Source organism: Caldovatus sediminis (assembly GCF_014644455.1).
Taxonomy (GTDB): domain Bacteria; phylum Pseudomonadota; class Alphaproteobacteria; order Acetobacterales; family Acetobacteraceae; genus Caldovatus; species Caldovatus sediminis.
Map to the genome: position 1 here is coordinate 39,520 of NZ_BMKS01000002.1, position 17,178 is coordinate 56,697.

Annotated in this window: 12 protein-coding genes; 10 read left to right on the forward strand and 2 right to left on the reverse strand. The window is 75.5% G+C overall.

Annotation, left to right across the window (positions count from 1 at the left end; translation table 11 throughout):
- The first annotated feature begins 49 nt into the window (after positions 1-49).
- The 9 genes from IEX99_RS03045 to IEX99_RS03085 all read left to right on the forward strand — a co-directional run bounded on the left by IEX99_RS03045 (position 50) and on the right by IEX99_RS03085 (position 12,362).
- A complete protein-coding gene (locus IEX99_RS03045) occupies positions 50-2,014 on the forward strand; it encodes a type VI secretion system Vgr family protein (RefSeq protein WP_188898365.1) in 1,965 nt (654 codons plus the stop codon).
- A 9-nt stretch (positions 2,015-2,023) separates the two neighbouring features.
- The gene (locus IEX99_RS03050) at positions 2,024-2,611 is read left to right on the forward strand and encodes a DUF6931 family protein (protein ID WP_188898367.1); all 588 of its coding nucleotides are present in this window, start codon (positions 2,024-2,026) and stop codon (positions 2,609-2,611) included.
- A 1-nt stretch (position 2,612) separates the two neighbouring features.
- Positions 2,613-2,903, forward strand: coding sequence for a PAAR domain-containing protein (locus tag IEX99_RS03055; RefSeq protein ID WP_188898369.1), 291 nt, complete (start codon positions 2,613-2,615; stop codon positions 2,901-2,903).
- 4 nt (positions 2,904-2,907) lie between these two features.
- Positions 2,908-4,557, forward strand: coding sequence for a type VI secretion system-associated FHA domain protein TagH (tagH, locus tag IEX99_RS03060; protein ID WP_188898371.1), 1,650 nt, complete (start codon positions 2,908-2,910; stop codon positions 4,555-4,557).
- 22 nt (positions 4,558-4,579) lie between these two features.
- The gene (gene tssK, locus IEX99_RS03065; protein WP_188898373.1) at positions 4,580-5,917 is read left to right on the forward strand and encodes a type VI secretion system baseplate subunit TssK; all 1,338 of its coding nucleotides are present in this window, start codon (positions 4,580-4,582) and stop codon (positions 5,915-5,917) included.
- Positions 5,914-7,401, forward strand: coding sequence for a type VI secretion system protein TssL, long form (gene tssL, locus IEX99_RS03070; RefSeq protein ID WP_188898376.1), 1,488 nt, complete (start codon positions 5,914-5,916; stop codon positions 7,399-7,401). Before tssK ends, tssL begins: the two co-directional genes overlap by 4 nt.
- A 1-nt stretch (position 7,402) precedes the next feature.
- Positions 7,403-10,864, forward strand: coding sequence for a type VI secretion system membrane subunit TssM (gene tssM / locus IEX99_RS03075; protein WP_188898378.1), 3,462 nt, complete (start codon positions 7,403-7,405; stop codon positions 10,862-10,864).
- A complete protein-coding gene (tagF, locus tag IEX99_RS03080; protein ID WP_229677776.1) occupies positions 10,843-11,508 on the forward strand; it encodes a type VI secretion system-associated protein TagF in 666 nt (221 codons plus the stop codon). The genes tssM and tagF overlap by 22 nt, the downstream gene beginning before the upstream one ends.
- A 131-nt stretch (positions 11,509-11,639) precedes the next feature.
- The gene (locus tag IEX99_RS03085) at positions 11,640-12,362 is read left to right on the forward strand and encodes a PP2C family protein-serine/threonine phosphatase (RefSeq protein ID WP_229677777.1); all 723 of its coding nucleotides are present in this window, start codon (positions 11,640-11,642) and stop codon (positions 12,360-12,362) included.
- Positions 12,363-12,501: 139 nt separating this feature from the next.
- On the opposite strand, the gene IEX99_RS03090 is transcribed toward IEX99_RS03085, so the two are convergent.
- Together IEX99_RS03090 and tssH are read right to left on the reverse strand one after the other, a co-directional pair.
- Positions 12,502-12,987 carry an Hcp family type VI secretion system effector gene (locus IEX99_RS03090; protein WP_188898380.1) on the reverse strand — a complete coding sequence of 162 codons (486 nt, stop codon included), beginning with the start codon at positions 12,985-12,987 and terminating at the stop codon, positions 12,502-12,504.
- A 50-nt stretch (positions 12,988-13,037) separates the two neighbouring features.
- Complete coding sequence (gene tssH, locus IEX99_RS03095; protein ID WP_188898382.1) at positions 13,038-15,758, reverse strand: type VI secretion system ATPase TssH; 2,721 nt, start codon at positions 15,756-15,758, stop codon at positions 13,038-13,040.
- A gap of 179 nt (positions 15,759-15,937) precedes the next feature.
- On the opposite strand from tssH, the gene tssA reads away from it, so the two are divergent.
- Positions 15,938-17,065 carry a type VI secretion system protein TssA gene (tssA, locus tag IEX99_RS03100; protein WP_188898384.1) on the forward strand — a complete coding sequence of 376 codons (1,128 nt, stop codon included), beginning with the start codon at positions 15,938-15,940 and terminating at the stop codon, positions 17,063-17,065.
- Positions 17,066-17,178 lie beyond the last annotated feature (113 nt).

A 17,178-nucleotide genomic window follows, 5' to 3' on the forward strand; every position in this document is an offset into this window, starting at 1 on the left:
GGAAGGGTATGCTGTGCGGGCCGGCGTCAGCAGGAGGGGTTCCGCGGCGGTGTCCTCGACTATCGACCAGGCGCCTCGCCTGCTCTCCATCGCCTCGCCGCTCGGCGCCGGGGTGCTGGTGCTGCGCCGGCTGACGGTGCACGAGGCGATCGGCCGCCCCTTCCTGATCGAGGCCGAGGCGATCTCGGAGAACGATTCGCTCGCCGTCGGCGACCTGATCGGCCAGCCGGTGACCTGCAAGGTCCAGCAGGGCGGGGGCGCGCCGCGCGCCTTCCACGGCATCGTCCGCGCCTTCGGCCGCGCCGGCAGCTTCGGCCGGGGCCTCACCGCCTACCGGATCGAGGCGGTGCCCGAGCTGTGGGCCCTCTCGCGCACCGCGGACTGCCGCATCTTCCAGGAGAAGTCGGTCAAGCAGATCGTCGAGACCGTGCTCGGCGACGCCGGCCTCGGCGCGACCTTCCTCGGCTCGCCGCCGACCACGCCGCGGCCCTACTGCGTGCAATACAACGAGACCGACCTCGACTTCGTCCAGCGCCTGCTCGACGAGGTCGGCTGCGGCTACTTCTTCGAGCACGCCGAGGGCAGCCACGCCCTGAAGATCACCTCGGCCAACGCCGACTTCCCGCTCGCCCCCTGCGGCGCCCTGGTCAACCGCCCGAACGGGGACACCTTCGATTCGGTCGTCACCTGGACGCCGCGCGGGGACCGCCGGCCCGGCAGCGTGCGGCTGAAGGACTACGACCAGGCGGCGCCGGCCTCGCTGCTGGAGGCCACGGCGAGCACGGTGCTGAAGGGCGCGCAGACCACCGGCGGCGAGGTGTTCCTCTGGCCCGGCGGCCAGGCGGTGCGCCCGGACGCCGACGTCGCCCGGCTGCTGATGGAGACCGAGGAGGCGCAGTCCAGCCTGGTCGAGGCGACGATCCGCGAGCCGCGGGTGTTCGCCGGCTCGCGCGTCAAGATCAAGCCGTCGGAGGACGGGGGCGAGGTCACCTGGCTCGTCACCGCGGCGCGGCACGAGGCGTTCGACGAGACGCAGCTCGCGGGCGGCGGCACCGCCGGATACAGCTGCGCGGTGACGCTGATGGACCCGGCCACGCCGTGGCGCAACCCCGCGCCGCGGCCGCGGCCGCGCATGCCCGGGCTGCAGAGCGCGATCGTCACCGGCCCGGCGGGCGAGGAGATCTACGTGGACAAGCAGGGACGCATCAAGGTGCAGTTCCTGTGGGACCGCGAGGGCAAGAACGACGAGAAGACGAGCTGCTGGATCCGGGTGATGCAGCCCTTCGCCGGCGCCTGGGGCGGCACCTGGTTCCTGCCGCGCATCGGCGACGAGGTGATCGTCGGCTACCTCGACGACGATCCCGACAAGCCGATCGTCGTCGGTTCCGCCTACCACGGCGAGGTGGTGCCGCCCTTCGGGGCGCTGCCGTCCAACATGAACAAGGGCGGCATCTCGACCCGCTCGACCAAGGGCGGCGGGGCGGACAACGCCAACATCCTCCGCTTCGACGACACCAAGGGGAGCGAGGAGCTCTACGTCCAGGCCGAGAAGGACATGAAGGTCCTGGTCAAGAACGACCGGACCGAGACGGTACAGGGCAAGCACGCCGAGACGGTCACCAAGGACCGCTCGGTCACGGTCGAAGAGGGCAACCAGAGCCTCGTCGTCTCCAAGGGCAACATGGACACCAAGATCGAGATGGGGAACCAGACCCTGGTGATCTCCATGGGCAACCAGGAGACCAAGCTCGACATGGGCAACGTCACGACCAAGCTGGCCATGGGCAACATGGACACCAAGCTCGACCTCGGCAAGGCGACGACCGAGGCGATGCAGAGCATCGAGCTCAAGGTGGGGGCCAGTTCGGTCAGGATCGACCAGACGGGCGTGACCATCAAGGGCCTGATGATCACCATCGAGGGCTCGGCGATGACCGAGGTGAAGTCGCCGATGACCCAGGTGAAGGGCGACGGGATGCTGATCCTCAAGGGCGGCATCACCATGATCAATTAGGGCGGACCGGTGAGCGCGACCCTCCCCAAGCTGGCCGTCCCGCTCCCGCCGCTGCTGCCGCGGTTGGAGCTGGACGCCGAGGGCGCCGCCCTGCTCGACGGCGCCGGCGACGCCGCGGAGGGCGTCGCGCGCCTGGCCGCCGCCCGGCGCATGCCGGAGGCGGTGCGCCTCGTCGCCCACGCGCTGCCGAAGCGCGAGGCGGTGTGGTGGGCGTGCATGTGCGCCCGCTCGGTGCCCGATCCCGGCCTGGCGCCGCCCGACCTCTCCGCCCTCGAGGCGGCGGAGCGCTGGGTGCGCCGGCCCGACGAGGCGAACCGCCGCGCCGCCGAGGCGGCGGCGCAGAAGACCCAGTTCCGCTCGCCGGAGGCCTGGGCGGCGATGGGCGCCTTCTGGTCCGGCGGCTCCATGGCGCCCGAGGGCCAGCCGGTGGTGCCCCCGGCCGAGCACCTGACCGGCGTCGCGGTCTCCGGCTCGGTGGTGCTGTCGGCGGTGCGCCTCAGGCCGGAGCGCCAGGACGCGCGCTTCGACCGCTTCCTCGCCGCGGCGCGCGACATCGCCGCCGGCGGGGCGGGCCGCATCCCGGTGGAGGAGGGCTGAGATGGGCCTGCCCGCGGCGCGCATCACCGACATGCACGTCTGCCCGATGTTCACCGGCCCGGTGCCGCATGTCGGCGGGCCGATCCTGCCCCCCGGCGGCGTCACCGTGCTGATCGGCGGGCTGCCGGCCGCCCGGGTGTCGGACATGGCGGTCTGCGCCGGCCCGCCCGACGTGATCGCGCTCGGCAGCTTCACGACGCTGATCGGCGGCCTGCCGGCGGCGCGGATGGGCGACCTGACCGCGCATGGCGGCACGATCGTGGTCGGCATGCCGACGGTCCTGATAGGCTGAACGGATGAGCCTCCTGCTCTCCGTGCTGCGCTGCCCCGACTTCGCCGTGCCGGAGCAGCGGCGCGTGCCCGGCGGCGACTACACGATCGGCCGCGGCGCCGACTGCGACTGGGTGCTGCCGGACCCGGAGGGGGTGCTGTCGCGCCGGCACTGCGTGCTGGAGTTCCGCTCCGGCGGCTGGCAGGTCCGCGACCTCTCGACCAACGGCACCTTCGTCAACCACGCCGCCGAGCCGATCGGGCGCGACCGGGTGCGGCCGATCGAGGACGGCGACCGGCTGCGCCTCGGCGGCTACGAGATCGAGCTGCGGATCGAGCAGGACGCCGCCGCCGATGCGGCGGCTGCCTGGGGCGGCGTCGGCGGCGCGGCGGCCGGGCCGGGCTGGGCGGCGCAGGACGCCGCGGCCGATCCGGGCTGGGACCCGCTCGCACCGCCGCGTCCCCCGGTCGGCGGCGCCCCGGCGGCGCTGCCGGACGACTTCGATCCCTTCGCCGAGGACGCCGCGCCGATGCCGGATCACCGGCCCTCGGTCGAGGACGTCTTCGTCCCGCCGCGGGTAGTCCCGGCGCCGCCGGGCGCCGGTGGAGGCGCCCCGGGGGCCGCGCCGGGGGGCGCCGGCCCCGGCGATGATTGGGACCTCGACCTGTCGCCGCCCGGCGGGGCGCCGGCGCCGCCCGGCGGGGGGCGCGCGCTCGACGAGTGGGACCTGTCGCCGCCGGCGGCGGGCGGCGCGCCGACCGCTGCGCCGGTGCCGGCGGCGGGCGTGGCGGGGCAGCGCGCGGCGCCGCCGCCGGTTCCGCCCGTCGCGTCGCCGGGACCCGCGGCGCCGGGGCACGAGGATTTCGACCCCTTCGCCGAGGAGGCGCCGCCGACGGTCGCGCCGGCGCCGGCGGCGCCCGGGCCGATGCCGGCGGCCCCCGCGGCTGCCCTGCATGCCGCGCCGCCGGCCGCCGCCCGCCTGCCGCCCGAGGCGGCGGCGATCGCCGCGCCCGCGGCCGCGCCTCACGGCCCCGGCGGGGCGGCGCCTGCCCAGCCGGCGCGCGCCGCCGCGCCGGCCGGAACGGCGGCGAGCGGCGACGGCCTCGCCGCCTTCCTCGCCGGCGCGGGCCTCTCGCCCGGCGCGCTGTCGGGGGCGGTCGCCGATCCGGATGCCGCGCTGCGCGGGCTCGGCGCCGCCTTCCGCTCGGTCGTCGCCGGGCTGCGCGCGCTGCTGATCGCCCGCGCCGACGTCAAGCGCGAGTTCCGCATCGAGCAGACCGTGCTGCGCGCGGCCGGCAACAACCCGGTGAAGTTCGCCGCCACCGACGACGCCGCGGTGCTCGCCCTCGCCGCCCAGGGCGCCCAGGGCGTCCGCGCGGTGGAGGAGACGATCGCCGACCTCACCGCCCACCAGGTCGCCACCCTCGCCGCCACCCAGGCGGCGGCGCGCGCGCTGCTCGAGCGGCTCGCGCCGGCGGGACTGGAGGCGGAGGTCAAGGGCGGCGGCAGCCTGTTCGGCGCGAGCCGCGAGAAGCTGCTCTGGGAGGCCTACCGGAAGCTCCACCGGCAGGTGGTCGAGCAGTTCGAGGACGATTTCGACAGCGCCTTCGGCAAGGCCTTCGCGCGCGCCTACGAGCAGGCGGCCCGGCGCGGCGACGGCGGCGGCGCGGGCTAGCGCGCGCGGCGCGGGGGGAGGGATGGTCTGGCACGACAAGGTGGTCTGGCAGGAAGGCATGTTCCTGCGGACCCAGCACTTCCAGCAGCAGGACCGGTATTTCGAGCACCGGCTGCAGGCGCGCGTCGCGCCGCTGCGCCCGCATCCCTGGGGCCTCGTCGAGCTCTCCCTCGACCGCGACCTGCTGGCGGCGGGGAAGTTCGCCGTCGCCTCCTGCAGCGGCGTGTTCGAGGACGGCACGCCCTTCGCCATCCCCGGCACCGCCGACCAGCCGACGCCGATCGACCTGCCCGAGGGCGCGCGCAACCAGGTGGTCTATCTCGCCATGCCGGTGCACCAGCCCGGCAGCCCCGAGGTGGCCTTCACCGAGGGCCCGGAGGCCGCCGCCGCGCGCTACGGCCTCAAGCGCTTCGAGGCCTTCGACACCCACTCCGACTCCACCCTGCCGGCGGAGCTGCTGGTCGGCCGCCCGCGGCTGCGCTTCCTGCTGGAGAGCGAGGAGCGCGCCGGCTTCACCTGCCTCGGCCTGACCCGCGTCGTCGAGGTGCACGCGGACAAGCGCGTCTCGGTGGACGAGCGCTTCATCCCGCCCTGCCTGCGCGTCTCGGCCTCGCCGGTGCTGACCAACTTCCTCGGCGAGCTGGTGGGGATGATCAACCAGCGCGCCACGGCGCTCGCCGGGCGGCTGAGCCAGCCGGGCAGCCGCGGCGTGGCGGACGTGGCGCAGTTCCTGATGCTGCAGGCGCTGAACCGCTGGCAGCCGCTGCTCGCCCACTACGCCGACGGCGGGAACCTGCACCCGGAGGCGCTCTATGCCGCGCTCTGCCAGCTCGCCGGCGAGCTCGCGACCTTCACCGACCCGAACCGCCGCGCCTCGACCTATCCGGGCTACCGGCACGACGACCTGCAGCGCAGCTTCGCGCCGGTGATCGCCGACCTGCGCCGGGCGCTCGCGACCGACCTCGACGCCAACGCGGTGCCGATCCCGCTGCAGGAGCGGCGGCACGGGCTGCGCGTCGGCCCGATCGCCGACCGCAGCCTGCTGCGCACGGCCAACTTCGTGCTCGCGGTGCAGGCCGACATGCCGACCGAGCAGCTCCGCCGCGCCTTCCCCAACCAGGTCAAGATCGGCGCGCTGGAGCACATCCGCGACCTGGTGATGACGCAGCTTCCCGGCATCGCCGTGCGGCCGCTGCCGGTCGCGCCGCGGCAGATCCCGTTCCACGCCGGCTCGGTGTACTTCGAGCTTGACCGCGGATCGCAGCACTGGGCGCAGATGCAGAACACCGGCGCCTTCGCGATCCACGTGCAGGAAGGCTTCCCGAACCTCCGCATGGAGCTGTGGGCGATCCGCGGATGAGCGACAACCCCTTCGCCGAACCCGAGGACTCCGACCGCACGGTGGTGCGCGGCCCGGGCGGGCCCCGTCCGGTGCAGCCGCGGCCCGCCGCGGGTGCGGGCGGGGCGCCGGCAGCGCCCGGCGGCCTGCCGTTCGGCCCGGCCGCGCCGGGCGGCGGGTTCGGCGCCGCGCCGCCGCCCTCGGCCGGCTCCGGCGTCGGCCCGGCGGGCCTCGGCGACGGCGGGGAGGCGGCGCCGCCCCTGCCCGGCGGGGCGGAGGCGATCCCGAAGGTCGGCCCCTCGCCGCTCGCCGCCGCCGCGGCGCCGCTGCTCGACCTGCTGGCGCGGCTCTCGACCGGCGGTGCGGCGGCGGTGCCCGACCCCGCGGAGCTGCACGAGCGCTGCCTGCGCGGCCTGCGCCAGTTCGAGGCCGATGCGCGCGAGGCCGGCGTGCCGGCCGAGCAGATCCGCGCCGCGCACTACGCGCTCTGCGCCGCGCTCGACGACGTGGTGCTGTCCACCCCCTGGGGCGCGCAGAGCGGCTGGGGCGCCCGCACCCTGGTCGCGAGCTTCCACAAGGAGGTGCGCTCCGGCGAGCGCTTCTTCGACCTGCTCGCGGGGATGCAGAAGGACCCGGGGCGCTACCTGCAGGCGCTCGAGGTGGCGTATCTCTGCCTCGCGCTCGGCTTCCAGGGGCGCTACCGGCTGGCGCCGCGCGGCGCCTCCGAGCTCGACCGGCACCGCGAGGGGCTCTACCAGCTCCTCGCCCAGATGCGCGGCAACTGGGAGCGCGAGCTGTCGCCGCGCTGGAAGGGCGTGGACGCGCCGCACCGGCCGGCGCGGCGCGGCGTGCCCGCCTGGGTCGGGCTGGCGGCCGCGGCCTCCGTGCTCGGCCTCGGCTGGGCGGGGCTGTCGGACCGGCTGAACGCCGCCTCGGACGACCTCTTCGCCCGCGTCATCGCGCTGCCGCCCGCCGAGCCGCCGGAGATCGTGCGCACCGCGCCGCCGCAGCCCCCGGCGCCGCCGCCTCCGCCGCCGCCCACGGCCGCGCCGCCGCGGCCGACCGCGCTCGACAAGCTGCGCCAGTTCCTCGCGCCGGAGATCCAGCAGGGGCTCGTCACCGTCACCGGCGACCAGCAGCGGGTGATGGTGCGCATCCGCAACCGCGGCATGTTCGCCTCCGGCTCCGCCACCGTGGACCAGCGCTTCGTCAGCCTGCTCCAGCGCATCGGCGAGGCGTTGCAGGACGAGCCGGGGCGGGTGCGGGTGATCGGGCATTCCGACAACCAGCCGATCCGCTCGGCGCGCTTCCCCTCGAACTATCACCTCTCGGCGGCGCGGGCCGAGGCGGCCAAGGCGATCATTATGCAGGCGGAGGGGCAGAACCCGACCCGCTTCCTCTCCGAAGGCCGCGGCGAGGCGGAGCCGATCGCCTCCAACGCCACCGCCGAGGGGCGCGAGGAGAACCGGCGCATCGAGGTGCTGCTGATGCGGGGGGCGTTCTGAGATGAGCGCGCTGCTCTCCACCTTCCGCTCGGTGGCGATGATCGCCGGGCTCGGCGGCGTGCTGCTGATCCTGCCGCTGATCTGGATCTTCGCGCCGCTGCTGCCGGTCGGCGGCGCCTACCCGTTCGAGTCGCCGCTCTGGCGCGCCGTGCTCTGCGCCGTCCCGGTGCTGCTCTACGTCGTCGTCGTGCTGGTCGCGGCGCGGCGGCGGCGGCAGCGCGACGCGGCGCTGGTCGAGGCCGCGGCGGCCGCCGATCCCGCCGCCGAACGCGCGGCGGAGGAGGAGGCGGAGATCCGCGAGCGGCTGCAGACCGCGCTCGCCAACCTGCGCAAGGCCACCGGCAAGAGGGGGCATCTCTACGAGCTTCCCTGGTACGTGCTGATCGGCCCGCCGGGCAGCGGCAAGACCACGGCGCTGGCGAATTCGGGCCTCGAATTCCCGCTCGCCGAGGGGGCGAAGCTCCAGGGCGTCGGCGGGACGCGCTTCTGCGAGTGGTGGCTCTCCGACCGCGCCGTGCTGATCGACACGGCGGGCCGCTACACGACGCAGGATTCCGACGCCGCGGCCGACAAGGCGGGCTGGGAGCGGTTCCTGCAGCTGCTGCGCCGGAACCGCCCGCGCATGCCGCTCAACGGCGTGATCGTCGCCTTCGGCGTGGACATGATCGGCCGCCTCGGCCCGGCGGAGCGCGAGGCGCACGCCCGCAGCGTGCGCCGCCGGATCAGGGAGCTGGAGACGACCCTCGCCCAGCGCCTGCCGGTCTATCTGCTGGTGAGCAAGGCCGACCTGCTGCCCGGCTTCGTCGAGTTCTTCGACGACCTCGACCGCGAGACGCGCAACCAGGTCTGGGGCGTGACCTTCCCGGTGCAGGCCGGGCCCGAGGGCTCGGCGGCGAAGTTCGGCGCCGAGTTCAAGGCGCTGCTGCAGCGCCTCGAGGACCGGCTGTTCGAGCGCCTGCAGGCCGAGCGCGGGCCCGAGCAGCGCGCGCGCATCGCCGGCTTCCCGGCGCAGTTCGCCTCGCTCGAGGAGCCGCTCGCCGCCTTCATCGGCGCCGCCTTCGGCGGCACGCGCCTCGACCCCGCGCCCTTCCTGCGCGGCGTCTACTTCACCTCCGGCACGCAGGAGGGGACGCCGCTCGACCGCCTCTCGGGGGCGCTGTCGCGCGCCTTCGGGCTCGACCCGCGCCGGCCGGCGGCGGTGATGGGGCAGAAGGGCCGCAGTTACTTCCTCGGCCGGCTGCTCAAGGACGTGGTGTTCAACGAGGCCCGGCTCGCCGCCCGCGACCGCGCCGCCGACCGGGGCAGGCGCATCGCGGCGCTTGCGGTCTGGATCGGCTCGCTGCTGCTGGTGGGCGGCGGCGCGTTCTGGGGCTGGACGGTCTGGCAGGCGGAGGAGCGCCGCGGCGCCGCCATGGCCGCCGCCGTCGCCAGGGCGGAGGAGGCGGCGCGGCCGCTGCCGCTCGCCCGCGTCGAGGAGACCGAGCCGACGCGGGTGATGCCCTATCTTGAGGCCACCCGCGCCCTGCCGGCCGCCGCGCGGTCGGAGGAGGAGAGCTGGCTCGGCCTGTCGCAGGCCGAGAAGCTCGCCGCCGGCGGCGAGGCGGCCTATCGGCGCGCGCTCGACCGCACCTTCCTGCCGCGGCTGCTGGCGCGGCTGGAGTTCCAGATCCGCGGCGGCTTCCAGCGCCCCGACTACCTCTACGAGGCGGTGCGGGTCTACCTGATGCTCGGCCGCGAGGGGCCGCTGGACGGGCCGCTGGTGCGCGAGTGGTTCCGCGACGACTGGGCGCGCAGCTATCCCGGCGCCACCAACCAGCCGCTGCGCGAGGCGCTGGCGCGGCATCTCGACGCGCTGCTCGAGACCGACTTCGAGAAGTATCCGCTCGACGGCGCGCTGGTGGACCAGGCGCGGCGCGTGTTCTCGCGCCTGCCCCTCGCCGGGCGGATCTACTCGCGCATCCGGCCGCTGGCGCAGAACGCGCCGAACGCGCCGGGCTGGAGGCCCGCGGACGCGATCGGGGCGGCTGGGGCGCGCTATTTCGTGCGCGCCTCCGGCCGGCCGCTGACCGAGGTCGCGGTGCCCGGCCTCTACACGGTCGAGGGGCTGTACCGGATCGTCCTGCCCAACCTGCCGCGCGCGGTGCGCGAGGCGGCGGCGGAGAGCTGGGTGCTCGGGCCGGAGGCGCGCGCCGCCGCGGTCGAGGACCCGGTGCGGCTGGAGGCCGCGGTCCTCGCGCTCTACGCAGAGGACTACGCCCGCGCCTGGCAGGCGGTGATGGACGACCTCCAGATCCCGCAGTTCCGCACGCTGCAGGAGGCGGCGGAGGGGCTCAACCTGCTCGGCGCGCCGAACTCGCCGATCCGCGACGTGATGCGCTCCCTCGCGCGGCAGCTCTCGGTCGGCACCTCGCCCGATCCGGCGCCGCAGCAGGGGCAGCAGCAGGGCCAGGCGCAGCAGCGCGTGCAGGCGGCGACCGGCGGGCCGGAGCCCTCCTCGGCCGAGCCGGTGGCGCGCATCGTCGAGACGCGCTTCCAGGCGCTGCGCGAGGCGGCGGGCCAGCCGACCGACGAGGCGCTGCGGATCGTCAACGACCTGTTCGCGCGCGTGGCGCAGCTCGTCAGCGCGCCGCCGGGCACGGTGCTGCCGCCGCCGGCGGGGCTCGATCCCGGCCAGCGGCTGATGGCGGAGGCGGCGCGGCAGCCGGAGCCGCTCGCGCGCTGGCTGCGCAACCTCGCCGTCTCCACCGCGGCGCAGCGCGGCGGCGGGGCGCGCGCGGCGATCGCCGCGGCCGGCAAGCCGGTGATGGACGCCTGCCGCGAGATGCTGGCGCGCTTCCCGTTCCGCCTCGACGGGCCGGACCCGCCGGTGGACGACTTCGCGCGGCTGTTCGGGCCGGGCGGCCAGCTCGACCAGTTCTTCACCCAGCACGTCCGGCCCTATGTGGACACGACGCAGAACCCGTGGCGGCCGATCGCGCCGGAGGGGATGCCGCCGGTGGTCAGCGCCGCCGACGCGCTGAACTTCCAGCGCGCGGCGCGGATCCGCGACGCCTTCTATCCCGGCGTCGGCGGCGGCGGGCTGCGCTTCGAGATCGTGCCGCGCGGCTTCGACCCGAACGCGCGCGGCATGATCCTCGAGGTCGAGGGCACCCGCACCGAGATCACGCGCGACGGCCCGTTCCGGCCGATCGCGCTGAGCTGGCCGGCGCGCGGCGGGCTCACCCTCACCTTCGAGCCGCCGGCCTCCGGCGGGGCGATCGCGTATGACGGCGGCTGGTCGGGGCTCCGCCTCGTCCTTCGCCCGCAGAGCCGGCTCACCGCGACGCGCCAGCCGGACCGGCTGAGCCTCACCGTCTCGCAGGGCGAGCGCACGGCGGAGTTCGAGCTGCGCACCGGCAGCGCGACGCACCCCTTCGGCATGAGCGAGCTGCGGGAGTTCCGATGCCCGACGCTGCCGCCCTGACCGCGATCGGCCTCTACGGCAAGCTGCCGGCGCACGGGGACTTCGTGCGCCGGGCGCTGCCGAAGAGCTTCGTGGATCCCTGGGACGCCTGGCTCCAGGCGGGCATGGCGGCGGCGCGGGCGGCGCTCGGAGAGGCCTGGGAGGATGCGTGGCGCGACGGCCCCGTCTGGCGCTTCGCCCTGCCCGCCGGCGCCTGCGGTCCGGAGGCGGTGGCCGGCGTGCTGGTGCCGAGCGTCGATTCGGTCGGCCGGCGCTTTCCGCTCACCCTCGCCGCGGTCTTCGCCGGCGGCGAGGGGCCGGCGCGGGTGGCGGAGGAGTGGTTCGAGGCGCTGGAGCGGCTGGCCCGGACCGGCCGCGCGGGCGGCACGGACGCGGACGGCCTGGCCGGTGCGCTTCCCCGACCCGTCGCCGCCGTCGCGGACCGGCTCCTGCGCGACGACGTCATGGCGCTCCTCGACGGCGCGGGGGAGGAGGACGGGCCGGGCGCGGCCGCGGGCGAGGGGGCGGAGGCGCCGGGCTTCCCCGAACGCCCGGCCGTCGGCTGGTGGACGCTCGGCGGAGCGCGGCTGCCGGCGATGGTCTGGGAGACCACGGCGCTGCCCGCGCCGGAGGAGTTCGCGATGCTGCTGGACGTGCCGACGTGAGCGGGTCCGGGGACCGGCCTCGCGATGCGGACGCGACGCTGAACGTCGGCCCGCCGCGTCCGGACGGCGCCGCCGGCGTGCCGGCGGCCCCGCAGCCGCCCGCGGCATCCCCGCGAGCGGCGGCGCGGGGGGTGGCGGCGGGCGCGGGCGGGCTGGTTTCCGCCGCGGTCACCCATCCGGGGGCGGTGCGCACCCGCAACGAGGACAGCTACGTGGACCGGCCCGACCTCGGCCTGTGGGCGGTGGCCGACGGCGCGGGCGGCCACGGCGCCGGCGACTACGCCTCGAACGCGATCCGCGAGGCGCTGGAATCCATTCCGGCCGGTCTCTCCGCGGCCGAGGTCCTGGCCCAGGTCCGGCTGCGGCTCGCCGCGGTCAACACGGCGCTGCGCGAGGAGGCGGAGCGACGCGGTCCGGGGCGGGTGATCGCCAGCACGGTGGTCGCCCTGCTCGTGCGCGGCGGCCACTTCGCCTGCCTGTGGGCGGGGGATTCGCGCGCCTACCTGCTGCGCGACGGCGCGCTGCAGCGGCTGAGCCGGGACCACAGCCTGGTGCAGGAGCTGGTGGACCAGGGCGCGATCAGCGAGGCCGAGGCGGAGGCCCACCCGCAGGGCAACGTCATCACCCGCGCCGTCGGCGCCGCCGCGACGCTCGAACTCGACAAGGTGACGGGCCGCGTGGTGCCGGGCGACCGCTTCCTGCTGTGCAGCGACGGCCTGATCCGCGTGGTGGAGGAGCCGGAGATCGCCGGGACGCTGGCCGGAGAGGACGCTGCCGGGCGACTGGTGCGCCTCGCCGTGGAGCGCGGCGCGCGCGACAACGTCACGGTGGTGACCCTCGTCCGCGGCGGCTGACGCGCGCCGCACCGCAACCGGCGCGGGCAGCGCCGACGCCGCGGCCCGGACGCGCGACGGGCGCGCCCCGATGGGCGCGCCCGTGCCGGCGATCGCGAGGGCGGGGCCTCGGAGGGTCCGAGCGGGGCTGGCCGGCCGCTCAGATCACCTTGGCCGCGCCGACGTCGTAGCCGACGCGCGGCGTCTCGGCCCCGGCGTTGTCCTTGTCCATCTCGATGAACGAGTAGACGATCTTGGTGAAGTTGATCGAGATGCTCTCCGAGGGCCGGTCGCCGCCCGAGCTCACCGAGTAGCCGCTGACCATCGCGCCCTCGAGCTCGTACTTCGCATAGACCTCGAGCTTGTCCTTGTCGGTCTTGCAGAAGTCGATCTCGACCTTTTGGCCTTCGCCGTGCAGCGCCTCGTCCAGCCACTTGTAGGACGACTTGTCCATCGGCTTGGTGACGACGATCTCGGAGACGCTCGGCGCCGAGGCCTCGCGGTCGTGCGACCCGCCGGTCGGCGAGGAGATGCCGCGGCCGACGCCCCACTGGAAGCTGTTGACCTCCACCCAGCCGTCGCTGCCCTTGTGCCCTTCGGCGGTCACGTCGCCCTTGATGTCGCCGTACTTGATGTAGATCGGCATGATCCTGCTCCTCGCTCCATCCCCCGGCGGTCTCGGCCCCGTGCCAGACCTTAACCGATATCGTAGCGGAACGCGCCGTCGTCGGCGACGCCGATGCGCACGCGCCCGATGTCCTGGCCATCCGCGAGCCGCGCCAGGATCCCCGCGGACAGCTCCGGCAGGACGGTGCGGTTCAGGATGGTCTCGATGTTGCGCGCGCCGGACTCCACCTCGCGGCAGCGCGCGACGATGTTGTCCGCGACGCCGTCCTCGACCTCGAGATCCACGCCGTAGGTCTCGCGCACGCGGCGGCGGATGCGGTTGAGCTGCAGCCCGACGATCTGGCGCAGGATCTCGTCCGGCAGCGGGTAGTAGACGACCACGTTGCAGCGGCCGAGGAAGGCCGGCTTGAATACCTTGAGCAGGTCCGGGCGCAGCGCCTCCGCGAGCTCCGCCGGACCCGGCGCCGTCTCGGGGTCGGCGCAGAGCTTGGCGATGGTGTCGGTGCCGGCGTTCGAGGTCATGATGATGACGGTGTTGCGGAAGTCGATGTCCCGCCCCTCGCCGTCCTTCATCTGGCCCTTGTCGAACACTTGGTAGAACACGTCCTGCACGCCGGGATGGGCCTTCTCCATCTCGTCGAGCAGGACGACGCTGTAGGGGCGCCGGCGCACCGCCTCGGTCAGCACCCCGCCCTCGCCGTAGCCGACATAGCCGGGGGGCGAGCCCATGAGGAGCGAGACCTTATGCTCCTCCTTGAACTCGCTCATGTTGATGACGGTCATGTTCTGCTCGCCGCCGTAGAGCAGGTCGGCGAGGGCGAGCGCCGTCTCGGTCTTGCCGACGCCGGAGGTGCCGGCCATCAGGAACACGCCGATCGGCTTGCGCGGATCGGTGAGGCCGGCGCGCGAGGTGCGGATCGCCTGGGCGATCGCCTCCAGCGCGTGGGACTGGCCGACGACCCGCTCCTCGAGCCTCTCCTTGAGGGTCAGGATGGTGCGGATCTCGTCGCCGACCATGCGGCCGACCGGGATGCCGGTCCAGGTGGCGACCACCTCGGCGATCGCCTGGCCGTCCACGACGGGGTGGACCAGCGGCTCCTCGCCCTGGAGCGCGTGCAGGGCGGAATTGGCTTCGGCCAGTTCCTGGCGCAGCGCGTCGGGGTCCTCCGCCGTGGCGGCCTCGGCGCCGGCGGCGGCCGGGGCCGCGGCGCCCGCGGGCACCGGGGCGGGCGCCGCGGCCGGCGCGGCGATCGCCGCCTCCAGCCGGGTCCGCAGGTCGCGGATCCGCGCCACCAGCGCCTGCTCCTCCTTCCAGCGGGCCTCCAGGCCGGTCAGCTCGAACTGCAGCCGGTCGCGCTCCTCGACCAGCGTGTTCTTGCGCGCGGCGTGGTCGGTGCCGGTGGCGACCTCGCGCTCGATGGCGGCGAGCTCGGTCGCGATCAGGTCGAGCCGCCGCCGGCGGTCCTCGATCGGCGCCGGGATCGCCGCCTGGCTCATCGCCACGCGCGCGCAGGCGGTGTCGAGCAGCGAGACGCCCTTGTCGGGCAACTGGCGCGCGGGGATGTAGCGGGCGGAGAGGCGCACCGCCTCCTCCACCGCCTCGTCGAGGATGCGCACGCCGTGGTGCTTCTCGAGCGTCGGCACCAGGCCGCGCAGCATGGCGCAGGCGAGGGGCTGCGAGGGCTCGTCCACCTTCACCACCTGGAAGCGGCGGGTCAGGGCGGCGTCCTTCTCGAAGTACTTCTTGTACTCGGCCCAGGTGGTGGCGGCGAGGCAGCGCAGCTCGCCGCGCGCGAGCGCCGGCTTGAGCAGGTTCGCCGCATCGGTGCCGCCGGCGGCGCCGCCGGCGCCGATCAGCGTGTGCGCCTCGTCGATGAACATGACGATCGGCTGGGGCGAGGCCTTCACCGCGTCGATCACGCCCTTGAGGCGGTTCTCGAACTCGCCCTTCACCCCGGCGCCGGCCTGCAGCAGGCCGAGGTCGAGCGACATCAGCCTCACCTTGCGCAGCGCCTCGGGCACGTCGCCGGCGGCGATGCGGAGCGCGAGGCCCTCCGCCACCGCGGTCTTGCCCACGCCCGGCTCGCCGGTGAGGATCGGGTTGTTCTGCCGCCGCCGGGTGAGGATGTCGATCACCTGGCGGATCTCGGAATCGCGGCCGAGGATCGGGTCTATCCGGCCGGCCCGCGCCTGCGCGGTGAGGTCGGTGCAGAACTGCTCGAGCGGCCCGCCGCCGCGCGGCGCATCGCCGCCGGGGGCGCCGGTCGGCACGCCCGCGGCGGCCTCGGCGGCGGCGGCCGCGGCCTCGGTCGCCTCCTCGCTGCCCTCGGCGAGGTCGGCGAGGTTGCGCCGGATCGCCTCGGCCGGCAGCCCGGCGAGGGTGGGGGAGGAGTCGCGCAGGGTGCGCGCCAGCGCCTCGTCCGACAGCGCGGCCGCGAGCAGGTGGCCCGAGCGGATCCTGCCCGCCCCGCCCTCGAGCGAGGCGATCAGCCACGCCTCCTTGATCAGCGCGACGATGTCGGGCGAGAGCGAGGGGGCGCGCGCGTTGCCCGTGCGCATCCGGTCGAGGGCGCGGGTCAGCTCGGCCGCGACCCGCCCGGCGTCCGCCCCCTGCCTGCGCAGGATGGCGGCGACGTCGGTGCCCGGCGCCTCGACCAGCTTGAGCAGCAGGTGCTCGAGCTCGACGTTGTAGTGGCTGCGGGAGAGGGTGAGGCCGGCCGCGGCTTCCAGTTGACGGCGGCAGAGCGGGTTGAGGCGGGCGACGAGGGATTTCAGGTCGATCGCCACCATGGTCCGCGCAACCTCCCGCCATGGGCGGCGAATCTGGCCGCCGCTCGCCGGGCAGGACGGTAAGGGCGGGCCGCCGCGCTGTCCAGCACTGCCGCGTTACGGTTGTGTCGCGCGTGTTTCGCCCGCATGTTGTGCGCGTTTCGTCCCGGTTTCGCGGGGCGAGGCCAGGGGGATGGGCGATGGCCGAGGACGTGCTGGATCTCGAGACGCTGCTGGCGCCGCTCGGAGGCGAGGGCGGCGCGGGGGAGGACCTGCGGACCGACTTCTCGCCGGCCTCGCCCTACCAGAAGCTGCGCGACGCGCGCGCCGAGGCGCGCGCCGAGGAGCGCCAGCAGGACGCCGAGGGCGGGGCGGAGGCGGCGGTGCCGACGGCCTGGCGCGAGGTGCGGCGCATCGGCCTCTCCTGCCTCGCCGAGAAGAGCAAGGACTTCGAGATCGCCGCCTGGACGGTGGAGGCGCTGGTGCGCCTCGACGGGCTCCAGGGCCTCGCCGCGGGCGCGAAGCTGATCACCGGCCTGCTGGAGAAGTACTGGGAGCCCGGATACCCGCGGCCGGACGAGGAGGGCCTCGAGGTCCGCGCCGCGCCGATCGGCGGCCTGGCGGGGGAGGGCGCCGACGGGACGCTGATGCAGCCGCTGCGGCGGCTGCCGCTGTTCCGCCGCGCCGACGGCTCCCCGGTCGGCCTGCACCTCTACCGCCAGGCCGAGGAGACGGAGGCGCTGGCCGACGCCAAGCGCAAGAAGGCGCGGCTCGACGCCGGGGTTCCCGAGATGGCGGCGCTCGAGGCGGAGGCGAAGCTGGACGCGGCGCACCTGCGCGCGGTCGGGCTTGCGGCGCGCGCCGCGGGCGAGGCCTGGGCGGCGATGGACGCGGCGCTGTCCGCCCGGTTCGGCGCCGAGGCCCCGGCCACCCGCCGCGTCGCCGAGGCGCTCGAGCAGATGGTCGCCATCGCCGAGCGCCTCCTCGGCCCCCTGCCGCGGGAGGTCGCCGCCGCGGATCCGGCGGGCGACGCCGAGGAGGCGGGCGATGCCGCCGCCGCGGCGGGAGGCGGCGCCCCGGCGGCCGGCGCGGGGGGCGGCGGCCCCCGCCCCGTGCGCACGCGCGAGGACGCGATCCGCCAGCTCGAGGAGCTCGCCGACTGGTTCCGCCGCACGGAGCCGCACTCGCCGCTCGCCTTCACCCTGGAGGACGCGGTGCGCCGCGCCCGGATGCCGCTGCTGGACCTGCTCTCCGAGGTGCTCCCGGACGCCAAGGCGCGCGCCGCCATGCTGACCATGCTCGGCATCCGTCCGCCGCCGAGCGAGTGACCGTGCGCGGGGGGCCGCCGCCGGGCGCCCCGGCTACCCCGGCGCGGGGGCGGCCGGAGTGGCGCCGGCCCGGGGGCATTCCCGCGCCGCGGTCGCAACTGCCGCGTTGACCG